Source organism: Pseudomonas sp. S2_B07 (assembly GCF_054668435.1).
The window spans coordinates 702,289-718,959 of record NZ_CP162769.1 but is presented as its reverse complement, the minus strand read 5'-3'; the positions used below and the strand labels follow the sequence as shown (position 1 = coordinate 718,959).

The 16,671-nt window shown below is 59.8% G+C and carries 16 protein-coding genes; 10 read left to right on the top strand and 6 right to left on the bottom strand.

Annotation, left to right across the window (positions count from 1 at the left end):
- Positions 1-94 precede the first annotated feature (94 nt).
- On the bottom strand, positions 95-994 hold the full coding sequence (locus tag AB4N43_RS03310) for a LysR family transcriptional regulator (protein WP_460153164.1): 900 nt from the start codon (positions 992-994) through the stop codon (positions 95-97).
- A gap of 100 nt (positions 995-1,094) precedes the next feature.
- On the opposite strand from AB4N43_RS03310, the gene AB4N43_RS03305 reads away from it, so the two are divergent.
- A complete protein-coding gene (locus AB4N43_RS03305; protein WP_460153162.1) occupies positions 1,095-2,186 on the top strand; it encodes a polyamine ABC transporter substrate-binding protein in 1,092 nt (363 codons plus the stop codon).
- A gap of 17 nt (positions 2,187-2,203) precedes the next feature.
- Positions 2,204-3,163 carry an agmatinase gene (speB, locus tag AB4N43_RS03300; protein ID WP_059180910.1) on the top strand — a complete coding sequence of 320 codons (960 nt, stop codon included), beginning with the start codon at positions 2,204-2,206 and terminating at the stop codon, positions 3,161-3,163.
- 115 nt (positions 3,164-3,278) lie between these two features.
- Here speB and AB4N43_RS03295 read toward each other — a convergent pair whose 3' ends face one another.
- Positions 3,279-4,331, bottom strand: coding sequence for an aldo/keto reductase (locus AB4N43_RS03295; protein ID WP_059180909.1), 1,053 nt, complete (start codon positions 4,329-4,331; stop codon positions 3,279-3,281).
- A gap of 216 nt (positions 4,332-4,547) precedes the next feature.
- Between AB4N43_RS03295 and AB4N43_RS03290 the strand changes: the two genes are divergently transcribed.
- From AB4N43_RS03290 to AB4N43_RS03270, 5 genes are all read left to right on the top strand, one after another.
- Entirely contained in the window at positions 4,548-5,264 is a 717-nt protein-coding gene (locus AB4N43_RS03290) for a helix-turn-helix transcriptional regulator (RefSeq protein ID WP_059180908.1), read from the top strand.
- Between the two features lie 52 nt (positions 5,265-5,316).
- Complete coding sequence (locus tag AB4N43_RS03285) at positions 5,317-5,658, top strand: nuclear transport factor 2 family protein (RefSeq protein ID WP_027923507.1); 342 nt, start codon at positions 5,317-5,319, stop codon at positions 5,656-5,658.
- Positions 5,659-5,787: 129 nt separating this feature from the next.
- Entirely contained in the window at positions 5,788-6,906 is a 1,119-nt protein-coding gene (gene zapE / locus AB4N43_RS03280; RefSeq protein ID WP_410921511.1) for a cell division protein ZapE, read from the top strand.
- Between the two features lie 18 nt (positions 6,907-6,924).
- Entirely contained in the window at positions 6,925-7,506 is a 582-nt protein-coding gene (locus AB4N43_RS03275; RefSeq protein ID WP_460153158.1) for a DinB family protein, read from the top strand.
- 102 nt (positions 7,507-7,608) lie between these two features.
- Positions 7,609-8,100, top strand: coding sequence for a GNAT family N-acetyltransferase (locus AB4N43_RS03270; RefSeq protein WP_027923510.1), 492 nt, complete (start codon positions 7,609-7,611; stop codon positions 8,098-8,100).
- Positions 8,101-8,150: 50 nt separating this feature from the next.
- Here the strand turns inward: AB4N43_RS03270 and AB4N43_RS03265 are convergent, their stop codons facing one another.
- The 4 genes from AB4N43_RS03265 to AB4N43_RS03250 all read right to left on the bottom strand — a co-directional run bounded on the left by AB4N43_RS03265 (position 8,151) and on the right by AB4N43_RS03250 (position 12,970).
- Complete coding sequence (locus AB4N43_RS03265; protein ID WP_027923511.1) at positions 8,151-8,360, bottom strand: hypothetical protein; 210 nt, start codon at positions 8,358-8,360, stop codon at positions 8,151-8,153.
- A 93-nt stretch (positions 8,361-8,453) separates the two neighbouring features.
- Positions 8,454-10,688 carry a TonB-dependent siderophore receptor gene (locus tag AB4N43_RS03260; RefSeq protein ID WP_027923512.1) on the bottom strand — a complete coding sequence of 745 codons (2,235 nt, stop codon included), beginning with the start codon at positions 10,686-10,688 and terminating at the stop codon, positions 8,454-8,456.
- Between the two features lie 168 nt (positions 10,689-10,856).
- On the bottom strand, positions 10,857-12,593 hold the full coding sequence (locus tag AB4N43_RS03255; RefSeq protein WP_027923513.1) for a phosphoethanolamine transferase CptA: 1,737 nt from the start codon (positions 12,591-12,593) through the stop codon (positions 10,857-10,859).
- 194 nt (positions 12,594-12,787) lie between these two features.
- A complete protein-coding gene (locus AB4N43_RS03250) occupies positions 12,788-12,970 on the bottom strand; it encodes a DUF6026 family protein (protein ID WP_081743948.1) in 183 nt (60 codons plus the stop codon).
- A 274-nt stretch (positions 12,971-13,244) separates the two neighbouring features.
- On the opposite strand from AB4N43_RS03250, the gene gnd reads away from it, so the two are divergent.
- Genes gnd through AB4N43_RS03235 form a run of 3 tightly spaced genes read left to right on the top strand, consistent with a single transcriptional unit; the run spans position 13,245 to position 16,572 of the window.
- Positions 13,245-14,225, top strand: a complete 981-nt coding sequence (gene gnd, locus AB4N43_RS03245; protein ID WP_027923514.1) for a phosphogluconate dehydrogenase (NAD(+)-dependent, decarboxylating) — start codon at positions 13,245-13,247, stop codon at positions 14,223-14,225.
- Positions 14,222-15,745 carry a glucose-6-phosphate dehydrogenase gene (zwf, locus tag AB4N43_RS03240; protein ID WP_027923515.1) on the top strand — a complete coding sequence of 508 codons (1,524 nt, stop codon included), beginning with the start codon at positions 14,222-14,224 and terminating at the stop codon, positions 15,743-15,745. Before gnd ends, zwf begins: the two co-directional genes overlap by 4 nt.
- The gene (locus tag AB4N43_RS03235; protein ID WP_027923516.1) at positions 15,742-16,572 is read left to right on the top strand and encodes a Cof-type HAD-IIB family hydrolase; all 831 of its coding nucleotides are present in this window, start codon (positions 15,742-15,744) and stop codon (positions 16,570-16,572) included. Before zwf ends, AB4N43_RS03235 begins: the two co-directional genes overlap by 4 nt.
- Positions 16,573-16,671: the final 99 nt, after the last annotated feature.

The window sequence follows — 16,671 nt, the reverse complement described above, 5'->3', positions numbered from 1 at the left end:
GGTTGCGTGCCAAACGGCGGGCCGGGTCAGAAAATGGAGGCGCAGAATGCCAGCAGTGGGCACTGAGGGCAACGAACAATAACTGCCTGAAAGGTCAGGTTTTACTGAAGGCTGCGAGCAAATCCTGCTCAAACGCCTTCTGCGCATCCCCCGGCACTTGAGCGCGATGCCGTGCGAGATGAAACGCCACTTCAAAACTCATATCGCTCTGGCGCACGGCACGCAATAAACCTTTGTCTTCCCAACTGCGGGCGAAGTGATTGGGCAAATAACCGACATGCTTGCCGGACAGAATGAAGGCAAGGGTGCCTTCGACCTGTTCCGAGCGCGCCGAACATAATTTGCCCTGGAACGGCTCGTCACTGCGCAGGAAACGGTAAGGGTGATCGACTCGGTCGCAGGCTTGCAGCGCTTCGTCGGTCGGCGCGTCATCCGTGAACAATGGGTGACCGGGAGCGCAATACAGGTGCTGGGTTTCAGTGAACAGTTCGCGATAGTCAAACGCGCTTTGCACCTGAGAGAAATAGCCGATGGCCAGGTCCAGCCGTTGCTGCAGCAGCAAGCGTTCCATTTCGCCGGGCATGGCACTGATCAGTTCGATGCGCACCGACTCGTCCCGTTCGCGAAAACGCCGGATCGCATCGGCCACGTGTTGCAGCACCGATTGATCAAGGGCTTCGGACAGCCCCAGGCGCACTTCGCCAATCAATCTGCCGGCCACACCGTTGGATTGATGTCGAAACGCTTCGATGGATTCAAACAGTCCGCGTGTCGCGGTCAATAGCTGCTCGCCCTTGGGCGTAATCTTGAATCCACCCTTGCCGCGACTGCACAGGCGATAACCGAGCCGGGTTTCCAGTTTGGCCATTTGCTGGCTGATGCTGGATTGGCTCAGGCCCAGTTCACCCTGGGCCGCGCTGAAGCCGCCGCACTCGACCACACGGACAAACAGGCGCAGCAGTTGCAGGTCGAGGTCGTGCAGTTGCCCGAGCATCAAACATTACTCCGCCATAAAGTCAGGTTAACAAACTTGATATTTCGCCAATGTAACCGAGCGCGCAACCTGCAACCACTTCTCTGGTCAGGTGTTCGTCATGGCTCCCATGTTCAAGCTGTGTTTCCCCACGTTGTTCCTCGCCATGGCGGTGTCGGCTCAGGCGCAGGAAAAGACCGTCAACCTCTACAGCTGGTCCGACTACGTGGCGCCCGAAACCTTGCAGGCGTTCGAAAAGGAAACCGGGATTCACGTGCGCTACGACACGTTCGACTCTTCGGAAGTGCTGGAAACCAAACTGCTGACGGGCGGCAGCGGGTATGACGTGGTGGTGCCGTCGTCCAGCGTGCTCGCCCGTGGTCTGGTGGCAGGTGCGCTGAAGGAAATTTCCCACGAAGGGCTCAAGGGTTACGCCAATCTTGACCCGGACCTGCTGGAAAAACTGGCCGCCGTCGATCCCGGCAATCGCTATGGCGTGCCCTATACCTGGGGCACGCTGGGTTTGGGGATGAACGTCGAAGCGGTGCAGAAGCATCTGCCGAATGTACCGCTCAACAGCCTCGACCTGCTGTTCAAGCCGGAATACGCCAGCAAGCTGAAAGACTGCGGCATCGCGATTCTCGATTCGCCGCAGGAAGTCATCGGCCTGGCGCTGCACTATCTGGGTAAAGATCCCTACAGCACCGATAAAGCCGATCTGACAGCCGCCGAGGCGTTATTACATAAGCTGCAGCCAAATGTGCTGTACGTCGCCTCCGGCCGGCAGATCAACGACCTGGCCAATGGCAGCATATGCCTGGCGCTGACCTACAACGGTGATGCGAGCATGGCCGCTGATCAGGCACGCAAGGCCAACAAGCCGTTTGAGGTGGCGTACCGGATTCCCCAGGAAGGCACGCTGGTCTGGCAAGACAACCTGGCGATTCCCAAGGACGCGCCGCACCCCGAAGAAGCCCGGGCCTTCATCGAGTTCATGTTGCGCCCCGAATCCGTTGCGGCGTTGACCAACACGCTGTTCTTCGCCACGGCCAACCAGGCGGCAACTCCGCTGGTGGATGAAGCCGTGCGCACCGACCCGGACATCTTTCCACTGCCCGACATGCGCGCACGCCTGTACGCCGACCAAAGCATGAGCCTCAAGGACCTGCGGTCGCGCACGCGCCTGTGGACCACATTCCGTAGCCGCCAATAATTTAAAAGGAGATCACCATGGACGTCCCGATGCAAAACGATCAGGCCATGACCCGCGACAGCCTCTACGGGACTGCCGCCGAAAGCACCTACGCCGGTATCACCAGTTTCATGCGCCGTCGCTACAGCCGTGACTTGCGCGGGGTCGACGTCGCGGTCAGCGGCGTGCCGTTCGACACCGCCACCAGCAACCGTCCCGGCGCACGTTTCGGGCCACGTGGAATACGCGCCGCGTCCACCGCAATTGCCTGGGAACGCCACTGGCCGTGGACGTTTGATCCGTTCGATCATTTGGCCGTCATCGACTACGGCGATTGCGACTTCGATTACGGTTCGCCACACACGGTGCCAGAAAGTATTGAGGCCCACGCCGAACACATCCTGAACAGCGGCAGCGCGATGCTGACCTTCGGCGGCGACCACTTTATTACCTACCCGCTGCTCAAGGCTCATGCGCGTAAACATGGTGCGTTGTCGCTGATCCACTTCGACGCCCACAGCGACACCTGGCCGGATGAAGAGGGCAAGCGGGTCGACCACGGCACCATGTTCTGGCACGCGGCGAAGGAAGGGCTGGTGGATCCGTCGCGTTCGGTGCAGATCGGTTTGCGCACCACTAATGACGATCACCAGGGGTTCCAGGTGCTGGATGCGCGGCAGGTGCATCGTGAGGGTTGCGAGGCGATTGTCGAAGCGATCCGGGCGAGGGTAGGGGATAACCCGGTGTACCTGACGTTCGACATCGATTGCCTCGACCCGGCTTTTGCACCCGGCACCGGGACACCGGTTTGCGGGGGCTTGAGCACCGTGCAGGCGCTGGAGATTCTGGGTGGGTTACGCGGGATCAATCTGGTGGGCATGGACGTGGTGGAAGTCGCACCGGCCTATGACCACGCAGACATTACCTCGCTGGCGGCGGCGACATTGGCCATGGAAATGCTGTGCCTCTATGCCGCCCGCCACAAGGTCGACCGGTAAATACCGTAAAACCTGGAGGCGTGAGCCTGCTCGCGAAGAAGCCATCACATTCAATATTGAGGTTGAATGTCAGTCTGCTTTCGCGAGCAGTCTCGCTCCCACATTCTGATGGGTGTCAGGCCACCGGGATGATCGGCAGGTCGAGGGTATGGTCACCGCTAAACCGCGAAAAAGAGCCGGCAAGCGTTTCGTGCGGCACGCCTTTGGCCACATCGCTGGCGCCATCGAGTCGTGATAACTGATCCGCGTTCAACTGCACGTTCAATGCCCCCAGCGTCGCATCCAGTTGCTCACGGGTGCGCGAGCCCAGAATCGGAATCAGCGCAGTGCTCGAGCGCTGGGCTTTTGCCCGCAACCAGGCAATGGCCACATGCGTCGCGCTCGCTTCCAGTTCGGCTGCAACGGCGAGCAGGGTGTCAAGAAGGGCCGTTTCCCGGGCGCCTTTTTCCGCATGAATCAACATGCCGAGTTTGGTCGCGCGATTGTCGCCATCGCTGGATCGGTACTTGCCAGTGAGAAAACCGCCACCCAATGGCGACCATAATGTGGCGGCCAGGCCCAAGGCTTCGGCCATTGGCAGTTGTTCACGTTCGGCCGTGCGTTCAGCCAGGCTGTATTCCACCTGAATCGCTGCAATCGGCGAAAAACCACGCACCTCGGCCAACACGTCGGCACGGGCGATACGCCACGCGGGGAAGTTCGACAGCCCCGCGTAATGGATCTTGCCGGCGCGCACCAGATCATCGAAGCCGCGCAGGATTTCTTCCATGGGCGTCACGCCATCGCTCATGTGCGCCCAGAACAGGTCCAGGTGATCGGTCTTGAGCCGGGTCAAGCTTTCTTCCACGGCGCGAACCATGTTTTTGCGGTTGTTGCCGGTGTGGGAAATGCTCGCGGACGGTGTCGTCCCCAAGGTGTACTTAGTGGCGATGACCAGGCGATCGCGCTCTGCCGCGATAAATTCGCTGAGCATGACTTCCGACTGACCTGCCTGATACCCGTTGGCGGTGTCGATGAAGTTGCCGCCGGCCTCCAGATAACCATCGAAAATACGCTTCGCTTCGTCACGCTCGGCGCCATGCCCCCAACCCGTGCCGAAATTGCCGGCGCCCAGTGCCAGTTCCGAAACCCGCAAGCCGGTTTTGCGGCCGAACACTTTGTAATGCATGGAGTGACTCCTGAGAAAAGACGTCGGGATTGAATATAGATGTTTATCAACATGTATTAAATATGATGCTGATAATTTATGCCGTCAATACGCTTTTCCTGAAGTGGCAAGACAGGCGACCACCGGACGTATCGCTGCTGCCACTTTCTGACAGGGGCCTCTGCTAAGCTCCGACAATTAAGCCCCTACAACTTTTTCAGACCGAGCCAGCCCATCGTGTCGCGAACCACTCGTTTACTCACATTGTTGCAAGTGCTGCGGGGCAAGAGTCGTCCGGTGACCGCCGCCACGCTCGCCAGTGAACTGGAGATTTCCGAACGCACGCTGTACCGCGACATCGCCGAACTCACCGCGCTCGGCGCGCCGATCTTCGGCGAAGCGGGGGTGGGTTACGTGCTGCGCAGCGGTCTGTTTTTGCCGCCCTTGATGCTCAATGCCGACGAGACCGAGGCGATCGTGTTGGGTTTGCGCTACGTCGATCAGCGTGGCGACGAGGTGTTGAGCAAAGCGGCGGCCGACGCATTGGCCAAGATTGCCGCCGTGTTGGCGCCTGAAGCCCAGGACGCGCTGCGCAACCCGACGGTGCTGCCCGGGCCACCCGGTTATGGCTATCCGGAAAATGTGGTGCCGTTGAGCGTGTTCCGCCAGGCTATCCGCGACCAGTCCAAGCTGAACATCGACTACGCCGACGCCAACAAAGTGCCCAGCCAGCGGCTGATCTGGCCACTGGCGTTGGGTTTTCTCAATGAAGTGCGGATCATTGTCGCCTGGTGCGAATTGCGCAGTGCCTACCGGACCTTTCGCACCGACCGGATTTGCGCCGCCAATGAGCCGGGCGAGCGTTATCCGGGGCGGCGCAGCGACTTGTTACGGGTCTGGCGCAAACAGATGCAACTGGATGAAGCGGGGCGTTTCACTCCTGACAAGAATTGACACAGGCTTGTCTTAGCATGGGTGCAGAATCAATAAACAAGGAGCCGCAACCATGTCCAATCCCGCCTCTTTACTGGCCCCCGCGATCGCTGCCTACATTGCCGCCGCCAATGCTCGCGACACCTCCAGGGTCGCCAGTTTTTTCGCCGAGGATGCCAATGTGTTCGATGAAGGCCAGCACCAGATCGGCACCCGCGCAATCGCCCAATGGATGGAAGAGACCGCGCAGCGCTATCAGCCCCGGGTCGAGGTGCTGAATGTTCAGCAGCGCACCGGCAAGGTGCTGGTGCACAACCTGATCTCCGGCACCTTTCCCGGCAGCCCGCTGGAACTGCGCTACATGTTCCGCCTCAACGAACAGGGGAAGATCGCCCGACTGGACATCTCGCTGTAGCTCAATCCAACCCCGATCTTGTAGCAGCTTGCGTTCGCACGTCGCCGCAGCCTCGCGGTGCTCGACAGTTGCTACGGTCCTGATGCAGCCCTGAGGCGGTGGCGACAGTTCGGACGTATACTCCCGCGCATGAATGTCGACTCTCCGTTAAGCGCCTGGCAACACGCCATTGAAACCAAGGGTTTCGTCCAGGACGAAGCCCAGGAACACGCCGTGTGGGCACTGCAAAAATGCCACGAAGCCTTGCATGAAGGGCGAACGCCGATCACCGGCGTTTACCTGTGGGGACCGGTCGGGCGGGGCAAGACCTGGTTGATGGATCAGTTCTATCAAACCCTGCGCGTGCCGGCCCGGCGTCAGCATTTCCACCACTTCATGGGCTGGGTGCATCAGCGTTCGTTTCAACTGACCGGCACCGCCGACCCCTTGAAGGCGTTGGCGCGGGAGTTGAGTGAGGACGTGCGCGTCCTGTGTTTCGACGAGTTGTTCGTCAACGACATCGGTGACGCGATCATTCTCGGGCGCTTGTTTCAGGTGATGTTCGAGCAGGGCGTGGTGGTGGTATGCACCTCCAACCTGCCGCCGGATCAGCTCTACGCCGATGGCTTCAATCGCGACCGCTTTATGCCCGCGATCGAGGCGATCAAGCGGCACATGCAGGTGATCGCGGTGGAGGGCGGCGAAGATCACCGCCTGCATCCTGGCACCGCGTTGCAGCGCTACTGGGTGAGCGACGCCGCGCATCCCGATGCACTGGGTGATGTGTTCAAGGCCTTGACCGTGGGCCAGTCCGTGTCCCGCGATCCGGTGACCGTCGGCTACCGCCACGTCAATGTCCTGCAGGCCAGCGCTGGCGTGCTGTGGTGCCGTTATGCCGACCTGTGCGAACAACCTTTCTCGGCCATGGACTTCATGGCCCTGTGCGACACCTACAGCGCTATTCTGTTGAGTGAAGTGCCCAACCTCAGCGCACAAAAACGCGAAGGGCGCATCGCCCGAGGCACCGAAGATGCGGCCGAACACGTCGTTGCGGGAGACCGCGAGCTGCCGCAGCTGTCCGTGCACGACGATGGCGTGCGGCGCTTCATCGCGCTGGTGGACGAGTGCTACGACCGCAAAGTGCCGCTGTACCTCGAAGCGCAGGTGCCGATGGACGCCCTGTACACCGAGGGTTATCTGGAATTCCCGTTCCGTCGCACGTTAAGCCGTTTGAAGGAAATGCAGCTGCAACGCTTTGCTGAAGCCTGATTTTCGGGAGCCGTGAACATGAATCAGCCCCTGTCTCACCATTTGCTGACCATGGCGTATCAAAACGCCTGGGCCAATTACCGACTGGCCAAGGCCTGGAACCAGTTGACCCCGGCCGAGCTCGCGGCCCCGCGAGTCAGTTTCTTCCCCAGCCTCGTCGCCACCCTCAATCACATCCTGACCTGCGACTGGTTTTACGTGGACGCGTTGGAGCGCGAGTTGCGTGGTGATGATCCACACCCCGACTGCTACGTTTTTTTCAAGGAAGACGAGCCATGCAGCGTCGGTGCAGACCTCAAGCGCGAGCAATCGCTGGTGGACAATCGGTTGATTGCCTACTGCGAGCAATTGCGCGATACAGACCTGGGACGAATCGTCACCATCGCCCGGGACACGCCGCAACATGACAGCCGTTTACGTCTGCTGTCCCATCTGTTCGAACACCAGCTTCATCATCGTGGCCAGGTCCATGCCATGCTCAGCGGCACCTCGGTGGCACCGCCGCAACTGGATGAGTTTTTCTGCTCTGGCGAGTCGGGTTTGCGGGCGGCGGATTTTGCCGAACTGGGCTGGACCGAGACGCTGATCTGGGGTGTTTGAGGCAGGATCGGGTTGTCGGCGATGGCGACTCACGCTAATGTCCTTCGACTTCGCGGCGCGAGTGACGCGCCGGGATAACTCGACGGGATAGCAACGATGGAAATGGAATCCGCAGACATTCTGGTACTTCAGGCCAGCTATACCAACCCGGTGCACGCCGAGGCGATTGGCGTGGTGCTCAATGCCTATGCCCAGGACCCGATGGGCGGCGGGCATGCACTGCCCGAAGATACCCTGCAGCAGTTGCCCGGAGAGCTGGCCAAACGTCCCCACGCGTTCAGTGTACTGGCCTTCGTCGACGGCGCGCCGGCCGGGTTGGTCAATTGCTTCGAAGGTTTCTCGACCTTTGCCTGTCGGCCACTGGTCAACGTGCATGACGTGTCGGTGGTCCCGCAGTTCCGCGGTTTGGGGCTGAGCCAGAAGATGCTGCAAAAGGTTGAAGACATTGCCCGTCAGCGGGGTTGCTGCAAGATCACCCTGGAAGTCCTCGAAGGCAATGCGGTCGCACAGGCGTCCTACGGCAAGTTCGGGTTTGCCGCCGGCATGTTCGATCCGGCCCATGGCCGCATGCTGTTCTGGACCAAGGCGCTTTAACTGCTCAGGCATAAAAAAGGGCGCCCCTCAGGACGCCCGGCTGGCTTCGATTACTTCGGTTTGTAGTTTTCGGTCACCTGTGCGGTTTGATCGCTCGGAACACGCAGTTCAATATTTTTGATCTCGAAGCCATTTGCCTTTTGCTGGGCGAGATGCAGCGTCTCGTAGTAATACCGCATGCGTTCGGAGCCGTATTCTGCAAATGCAGAGACTGAGCCGAACATCATCAGGCCAGCAACGATCAGGGTCGTACATTTCATGGGTGCCTCCCATTACGGGTTAAGGGCCTTTCGTCCATGAAGCAATGTCGCAGGGACATTATCTGCCGATTCCGCCAAATGGGAATGAGCACGCTAGAGCTTCCAGTCCAGGCTTAACGTGACGGTGCGCGGGTCGCCCCAAAACACGCCGTTGTAGAACCCGACGTTGTCGTAATACTTCGTGTCGAACAGGTTATCGACGTTCAGCGATGCCGAGAGGTGCCGGTCGAACTCATACCGCGACATCAACTTCACCACGCTGTAGGCCTCCTGGCGAATGTTCGCGCTGGTGGTGATCACTTCACCATTGGCGCCCCGTCCGATCGGGCGCCTGGCCGCGCGGTAGACGTCACTTTGCCAGTTCACCGCGCCACCGACGGTCAGGGCCTGCCATTCGCCGGGCAGGCGATACGCCGTGGACAGCCGCACCATATTCAGCGGTTGAGGGGTGTTGGTGCGTTGCTTTTCACCATTGACCGAGTGGGTGTAGGTGTAGCCGGCCGTCATGTTCCAGCCCGCCATGAGCTCGCCCGAGACCTCGGCTTCAAACCCCTGGACCTTGTTGCCTTTGCCGCCGGATTTGAAAAACTCCTCGCCGGTGACCGGGTCCGGCGGTACAGAGTCGTCGAGTTCGGCGACGTTATCTTGCTTGCTCCAGAACAGCGCCGTGGCCAGGTTCAGGCGTTCTTCCAGCAGGCTGCCCTTGAGCCCCAGTTCATAGTTGCTGCCCACTACCGGTTCCAGGTATTTGCGGTTGCTGTCGCGGGCGTCTTGCGGCTTGAAGATGTCGGTGTAGCTGACGTAAGCGGTGTACTCAGGCGTGATGTCGTAAAGCAGACCGGCGTAGGGCGTCCACATGTCGTTGTGCTGCTGGCGGGTGGTTTCGACGCCGGCCAGTTGCAGGTTGTTGTCGTAACTGTTGGACTTTTTCGAGATTTCCCACGTGCCATAACGACTGCCCAGTACCGCGTGCAGGTCGTCGGCCAGGGTCAGGCGCGTGGCCAGGTAGCCGGCTTTTTGTCGGGTCTTTTCATGAGCGCCTTGCAGGCTGGTGACGGTGTCGGGGAATTTTGGAATGCCGCCCATGTATTTCCAGTCAGGCACATTTTCGTAATCCGACCGCCGTGCGCCATCCACCGTGTAAGGATTGTCTTCACTGCGTTGCGACTCGCCATAGCCGATCATCATTTCGTGTTCACGCCCGAACAGTGAGTAAGGCCCGGCCACGTTGAAGTCATACACGTCCATCTTTTGCGTGCCGACCATGTGGCTGACGTTGGCGACCATACCGCTGCGATCCGCCTCGGGGAAACCGCCACCGGCGTAGTAAATCTTGCCGTCAGTGTCACTCTCGCGATGGGTGTAGGCCGCCTTGAAGTGCCAGCCCGCACCGAGTTGCTGCTCCAGCGTGGCGAATGCTGTCTTGTCCTTCAGCGGCCAGGAACTCCACGGCGTGGCCATGTTGGTGGAACGGCCCAGATGGGCTTTGCTGCCGTCGGCGTTCCAGTACGGGACCGTGCCCCAGGACGTGCCTTGCACCTGTTTGTCCTGATAGTCGTAACCCACCGCAAGCAGGGTGTCGTCGGTCAGGTCGGCTTCAATAATGCCGTAGCCGACTTCCCGTTGCAGTTGGTACTTGTCACGGTAGGAATGGCTGTCGCGATACGCCAGCACGCTGCGCCCGCGCAAGCGGCCATCGAAGGCCAGCGGCCCGCCGACGTCCACGTAACTGTAGTAATCGTCATAGCTGCCAGCGCTGACCCCGCTCAGCGCTTCCCACTGCGCGGTCGGTCGTTTGCGTACCATGTTGATCGTTGCCGACGGATCACCGGCGCCGGTGGTCAGGCCGGTCGCGCCGCGAACCACTTCGATGCGGTCGTAGATGATGGTGTCCGAATCCGACTTCATGTAGCTGAAAGTATTGAGCATCCCGTCGATCTGGAAGTTGGTGATCGAATACCCACGGGACGAATAGCTGACCCGGTCCGAGTCATTGTGCTGGACCACGATGCCGGTGGTCTGGCCCATGGCTTCGGACAGCGTGCCGAGTTTGAAATCGTCCATTTGCTGACGGGTGACGACGGACACCGATTGCGGCGTGTCCTTGATCGACAGGTTCAAGCGCGTCGCGGTGCTCATGGCGCCGGTGGTGTACGACTCGGTGTTTTCGGTGGTGCTGCCCAGGCTGTCGGCGGAAATGCTGGTGGCGGCCAGTTCAAGGGTGGCGGGCTGTTTGTCGGGATCAGTCTCGGCCAGCACATCAGGGCTGAGTGCGGCGCTGCACAGGCCGAAGGTCAAAGTCATGGAACGGGTGATGGGCGCGAACATCGCAGCCGACTCCTTGTCGTCAATGGAAAATTTCCGTTTGTTCAAAGACGAAGAGAGGAGAGGGGATTTAGCAATAAACGAGAATTAATCTCGTTTTAAAGTGTATCGAAGAGGGGAGGTTTTGCGCAGGGCGCAACAAAAGGGGCCGGAATCGGCCCCTGAATGGATCTACTGTTGAACGATTTTCGAATCAACTTTCGGCTTCATCAGGCTGAAGTCGATCAGAGGGCGCACCTGGCGCTCATAAGGGTTGCCGATCATCAATGGGCGCGGCTTGAAGTTGGCGCTGACCAGGCTCTTGCTGCGGTCCAGTTCATCAGCGCTCAAACCGGCGAGGTCAGCCCAGGTGTGAATCAGCTGCGAGCTGCTGTAAGGCCGGCTCAGGTCTGCGGCAAAACTCCAGTCATGGTTTTCGCGCCATTTCGGCGATGCCCAGGCCATGAACGGGATGGTGTACATCGGCGCGGTCGGCTTGTTCTCGTTACGGCCGAGGGTGGTGTGGCCGACGGAGTCGAACACGTCTTCGCCGTGGTCGGAGAGGTACAGCAGGAAGCCGTTCGGATCGGACTTGGCGTAGTCCTTGATCAGGCTCGATACCACGAAGTCGTTGTACAGGACTGCGTTGTCATAGCTGTTGTATGTCGGCACCTGGTCGTCGCGCACGCCGTCCGGCACCCCTTTACGGTCGGTGAACTTGTCGAACGTCGGCGGGTAGCGGTACTGGTAGCTCATGTGTGTGCCGAGCAAATGCACCACGATCAACTTGCGCGGCGCGGCATCGGCCAGTGCCTTGTTGAACGGCTCGACCACGTCGCCGTCGTACTGCGCAGCGTTCTGGTTACGGTTGTTGTTCAGGTACACCTGCTCGTCGGCCTGCTCGGAGAAGGTCGTCAGCATGGTGTTGCGCTTGGTCATGGTTTGCTGGTTGGTGATCCAGAACGTCTTGTAGCCCGCCTGTTTCATCATGCTGACCAGCGATGGAGTGGACAGGTAAAGGTCCGGATTTTCTTCGTCAGCGAAGGTCAGCACCTGCTGCAACGCCTCGATGGTGTAAGGGCGCGGGGTGATGACGTTGTCGAAGACCGTCAGTTGATCCTTGAGCTTGTCCAGTTCCGGTGTGGTTTCACGCGGATAGCCGTAGAGGCTCATGCGCTGACGGTTGGTGGACTCGCCGATCACCAGCACCAGGGTCGCCGGCTGGTTGGCCATGGTGTCCGTCAGGTTTTTCAGCGGTGCAATCTTGCTCGCGCTGTGCAGCATGTCTTGCATGCCCGCCAGGGTTTCCAGATAGCGGTGATAGGCCACGGCCATCTGCCAAGGCACGGCAGGCTCGATGCGGGTTTCGAACTTGTCGAAACCTTCTGCAAAACTGCCGGTGCGCGCGGTCTGTTTGGCCAGCGGGTAGCCGACCACGGCAATCACAATGGCCGTCGCGGCAACCAGTGCCTGCCCGCGCGGCAATACGACCGGGCGCAGGCGAGTCCACAGGAAATAAGCGAACAGTGTGTGGGCGAGGAACGCCGCGACCATCCACCAGGCGAAATACTGGGTCATGTACTCGCCAGCTTCAGAGATGTTCGACTCGAACATGATGAAGATGACGCTTTGGGAAAACTCCTGCTGGTAAATAAAGAAGTAACCCAGGCTGGCCATCGAGCAGGCCCACAGCACGACACCGATCACCGCCGCCATCACGCGCGTCTGTTTAGGGAACAACAGCATCGGCGCAAGCCAGATGGCGCTCATCACAAACGCCTGGCGGAACCCGGTAAAGCCCGAGGTGCCAGTCAGTTGAATGAGTAATTGGGTGATGCCGGAAAAATACCAGAAGAACAGGAATAGCCAGAGGAATCCTGCCCAATCGAAACCTTTCGCAGACGCAGTGCTGCGTTTAAACAAAGCCATTCAACGCTCCAGCCAGAAATCACTTCGACGTCGTGCCATCCCTTGCCGACGAACGGAAACCACACGAGAACCGAGTGGCCATAATGGAAGGAATTATCAGTCAGTATTTGTGAAAAATTTGTGAACTGGCAGAGATCGCGGGGGCAAAACGAGGTCGGAAACAGCGCAAGGCTGTCTCCGATTCACCTGAAAAATCAGGCGTGAGGTGCGCGTTGGGTAACGGGCAAGGAGGGCGATTGAGTGCCTTGAGTCAGCTGGCGCAGTTGCGCGAGTTCCTGCTTCAAGAGGTCGCGCTCTTCTTTCAATTGACGCAATTCATCCCGACGAATCGTAACGTAAAGGGTCTGTGCTGGCCGTGCTGCGTGTACTGTGCCCATTGCTCACCTCGCAAATGGTTGTCTCAACTGTAGAACCGCCCCTTGCAAGCGGGTGCTGATCTACTATCGGCGCTGATTTTGATTTCTTTTGCCTCACAAGGGAACTTTTTTATTTTTCATGGTCGTTGTGTCTTCGGCGCGATTACCGACGTTATCAATCAGGATCGGGCACAATGCCCGGAAACTATGTGCCAACGCTCTGGACTAACCCCCCATGACTCACGTTGGGCTATAACCTTTGACACACATTATTTGTAGTAGGGAGCATCAGCACATGCAACTCGGGATCATTGGACTGGGCCGCATGGGCGGCAATATTGCGCGGCGCCTGATGCTCAATGGGCATACCACTGTCGTTTACGACCGCAATACCGCCTTTATCGATACCCTGGCTGCCGAGGGCGCCACGGGCGTCGCAGACTTGCCGGCCCTGGTCGCCGGCCTGGCCAAACCGCGAGCGGTCTGGGTCATGCTGCCAGCCGGCGCACCGACCGAAGACACCATCGAGACCCTGAGCAACCTGCTCGAAGCTGGCGATACCATCATCGACGGCGGAAACACCTTCTATAAGGACGACATCCGTCGGGCCAAGACCTTGTCGGAAAAAGGCCTGCACTACATCGACGTCGGCACCTCCGGCGGCGTGTGGGGCCTGGAGCGCGGCTACTGCATGATGATTGGCGGCGATGCCAAAGAGGTTCAACGCCTTGACCCGCTGTTCGCCAGCCTGGCGCCAGGCATGGGTGACATCCCGCGCACCAAGGACCGCAAGTCCGATGACGATCGCGCCGAGCGTGGCTACATCCACGCCGGCCCTGCAGGTTCGGGGCATTTCGTGAAGATGATTCACAACGGCATCGAATACGGAATGATGCAGGCCTTCGCCGAAGGTTTCGACATTCTCAAGACCAAGGCCAGCACCAACCTGCCGGAAGACCAGCGCTTTGACCTGAACGTCGCCGACATCGCCGAAGTCTGGCGTCGTGGCAGCGTGGTCTCGTCCTGGTTGCTCGACCTGACCGCCGACGCACTGGCCAGCGATCCGAAACTCGATGGCTATTCCGGCTCGGTGGCTGACAGCGGTGAAGGTCGCTGGACCATCGAAGCCGCCATGGAACAGTCGGTGCCGGTACCGGTGCTGTCGAACTCGCTGTTCTCGCGCTACCGTTCGCGCGGTCAAGGTACCTTTGGCGACAAGATTCTCTCTGCCCAGCGCTTCGGCTTCGGCGGCCATGTGGAGACTTCGAAAAAATGACCCGTCTGATCCGCAATAAATCCAAGGCAGAACCCGCACCACCGACCACGCTGTTCCTGTTCGGTGCCCACGGTGACCTGGTCAAGCGCTTGCTGATGCCGGCGCTGTACAACCTGAGTCGCGACGGTCTGCTGGGGGATGGATTGCGGATCATCGGCGTTGACCACAACGCCATCACTGACGATGCCTTTGCCCGCAAGCTCGAAGACTTCATTCGAACCGAAGTGGCCGCCAAGGTCGGCAAGGGCGATCAAGCCCTTGATCCGCAGGTGTGGGACAAACTGGCCCAAGGCATCAGCTACGTCCAGGGCGACTTCCTGGACGACAGCACTTATCAAGCGCTGGCGGCCAAAATCGCCGACAGCGGCACCGGCAACGCGGTCTTCTACCTGGCGACCGCGCCACGTTTCTTCAGCGAAGTGGTGCGTCGGCTAGGCGCGGCGGGTTTGCTGCAGGAAACGCCTGAATCGTTCCGAAGGGTGGTCATCGAAAAACCGTTCGGCTCCGACCTGCAAACCGCCGAAGCCTTGAATGCGTGTTTACTCAAGGTGATGACGGAAAACCAGATCTACCGGATCGATCACTACCTGGGCAAGGAGACCGTGCAGAACATTTTGATCAGCCGGTTTTCAAACAGCCTGTTCGAAGCCTTCTGGAACAACCATTACATCGACCACGTGCAGATTACCGCCGCCGAAACCGTCGGTGTCGAAACCCGTGGCAGTTTTTATGAACACACCGGCGCCCTGCGGGACATGGTGCCCAATCACCTGTTCCAGTTACTGGCGATGGTGGCAATGGAACCGCCGGCCGCGTTTGGCGCCGATGCGGTACGTGGGGAGAAGGCCAAGGTGGTGGGGGCCATTCGCCCCTGGTCCACCGAAGAGGCTCGGGCCAACTCGGTCCGCGGTCAATATGCCGCCGGCGAAGTCGACGGCAACCCGCTGCCGGGTTATCGCCAGGAAAACAACGTGGCACCCGACAGCACGACCGAAACCTACGTGGCGCTCAAAGTCATGATCGACAATTGGCGTTGGGTCGGCGTGCCGTTTTACCTGCGTACCGGCAAACGCATGAGCGTGCGCGATACCGAGATTGTGATCTGCTTCAAGCCGGCGCCGTATGCGCAGTTCCGCGACACCGAGGTCGATGAGTTGCAACCGACCTACCTGCGCATCCAGATTCAGCCCAACGAAGGCATGTGGTTCGACTTGTTGGCCAAACGGCCTGGCCCGGCGTTGAAGATGGCCAATATCGAACTGGGTTTTGCCTACAAGGACTTCTTCGAGATGCAGCCGTCTACCGGCTACGAAACGCTGATCTATGACTGCCTGACCGGCGACCAGACGCTGTTCCAGCGCGCCGACAACATCGAAAACGGCTGGCGCGCCGTCCAGCCGTTCCTCGATGCCTGGCAGCAGGACGCAACGGTTCAGCCATACGCGGCAGGTGAGGACGGCCCGGTCGACGCCGACAAGCTGCTGACCCGTGACGGTCGCGTCTGGCACAGCCTCGGATGACAGGCGCCACGCAACAGCCCATCCGTTTTCTGCTCAGTGACATGGACGGCACGTTGTTGCTGCCTGATCACACGCTCAGTCAGCGCACCATTGCTGCGGTCCGTTCGTTGCGCGAGGCGGGCGTGCTGTTCAGCCTGGCCACCGGGCGCCCGCCGAAAGCGATGTTGCAGCAGATCGAAGCATTAGGCGTCGATGTGCCGACGGCGGCGTTCAATGGCGGCACGATCGTCAACCCGGACGGTAGCTTGCTGGTGGCCCATTACTTGCCGGCCACCGCTGCGCTCATCACCCTGACGCAGTTCGCCGATCTGCCGGACATTGAAGTCTGGGTGTTCAGCGGTGGCGACTGGCTGTTGAAGGACGCCAATGGCCCGATGGTTCCCCGGGAGCAGCATGGCCTGGGGTATCCGCCAGTGGTGGTTGAGAGTTTCGAACCGTACCTGGAACGCATCGACAAAATTGTCGCGGCCAGCCATAACACCGGGTTGCTGATCGAGCTGGAGGCGCAATTACTGCCCAAGGTTGAGGGGCAGGCCCAGGTCTCGCGTTCACAGCCGGTGTACCTGGACGTGACGGCGATGCAGGCGAACAAGGGCGCGGCGCTGGCAACACTGGCCGAGTACCTCGGGGTTGCGCTGGAACAGACCGCCGCGCTGGGCGATGGTGGCAACGACCCGGCGATGTTTCATCGCGCCGGGCTGTCGATTGCCATGGGGCAGGCGGAAGAGGCGGTCAAGCGTCAGGCCGACGTGGTGACGGGCGCAAACACCGAAGACGGTGCGGCCCAGGCGATCGAGCAATACATCCTCCCTCGCCAACCCACATAAATCCCCCTTGCAGGAGTGAGCCTGCTCGCGATGAGGCCCTATCAGTCAACATCATCGTTGAATGTATGACCGCTATCGCGAGCAGGCTCACTCCTGCAG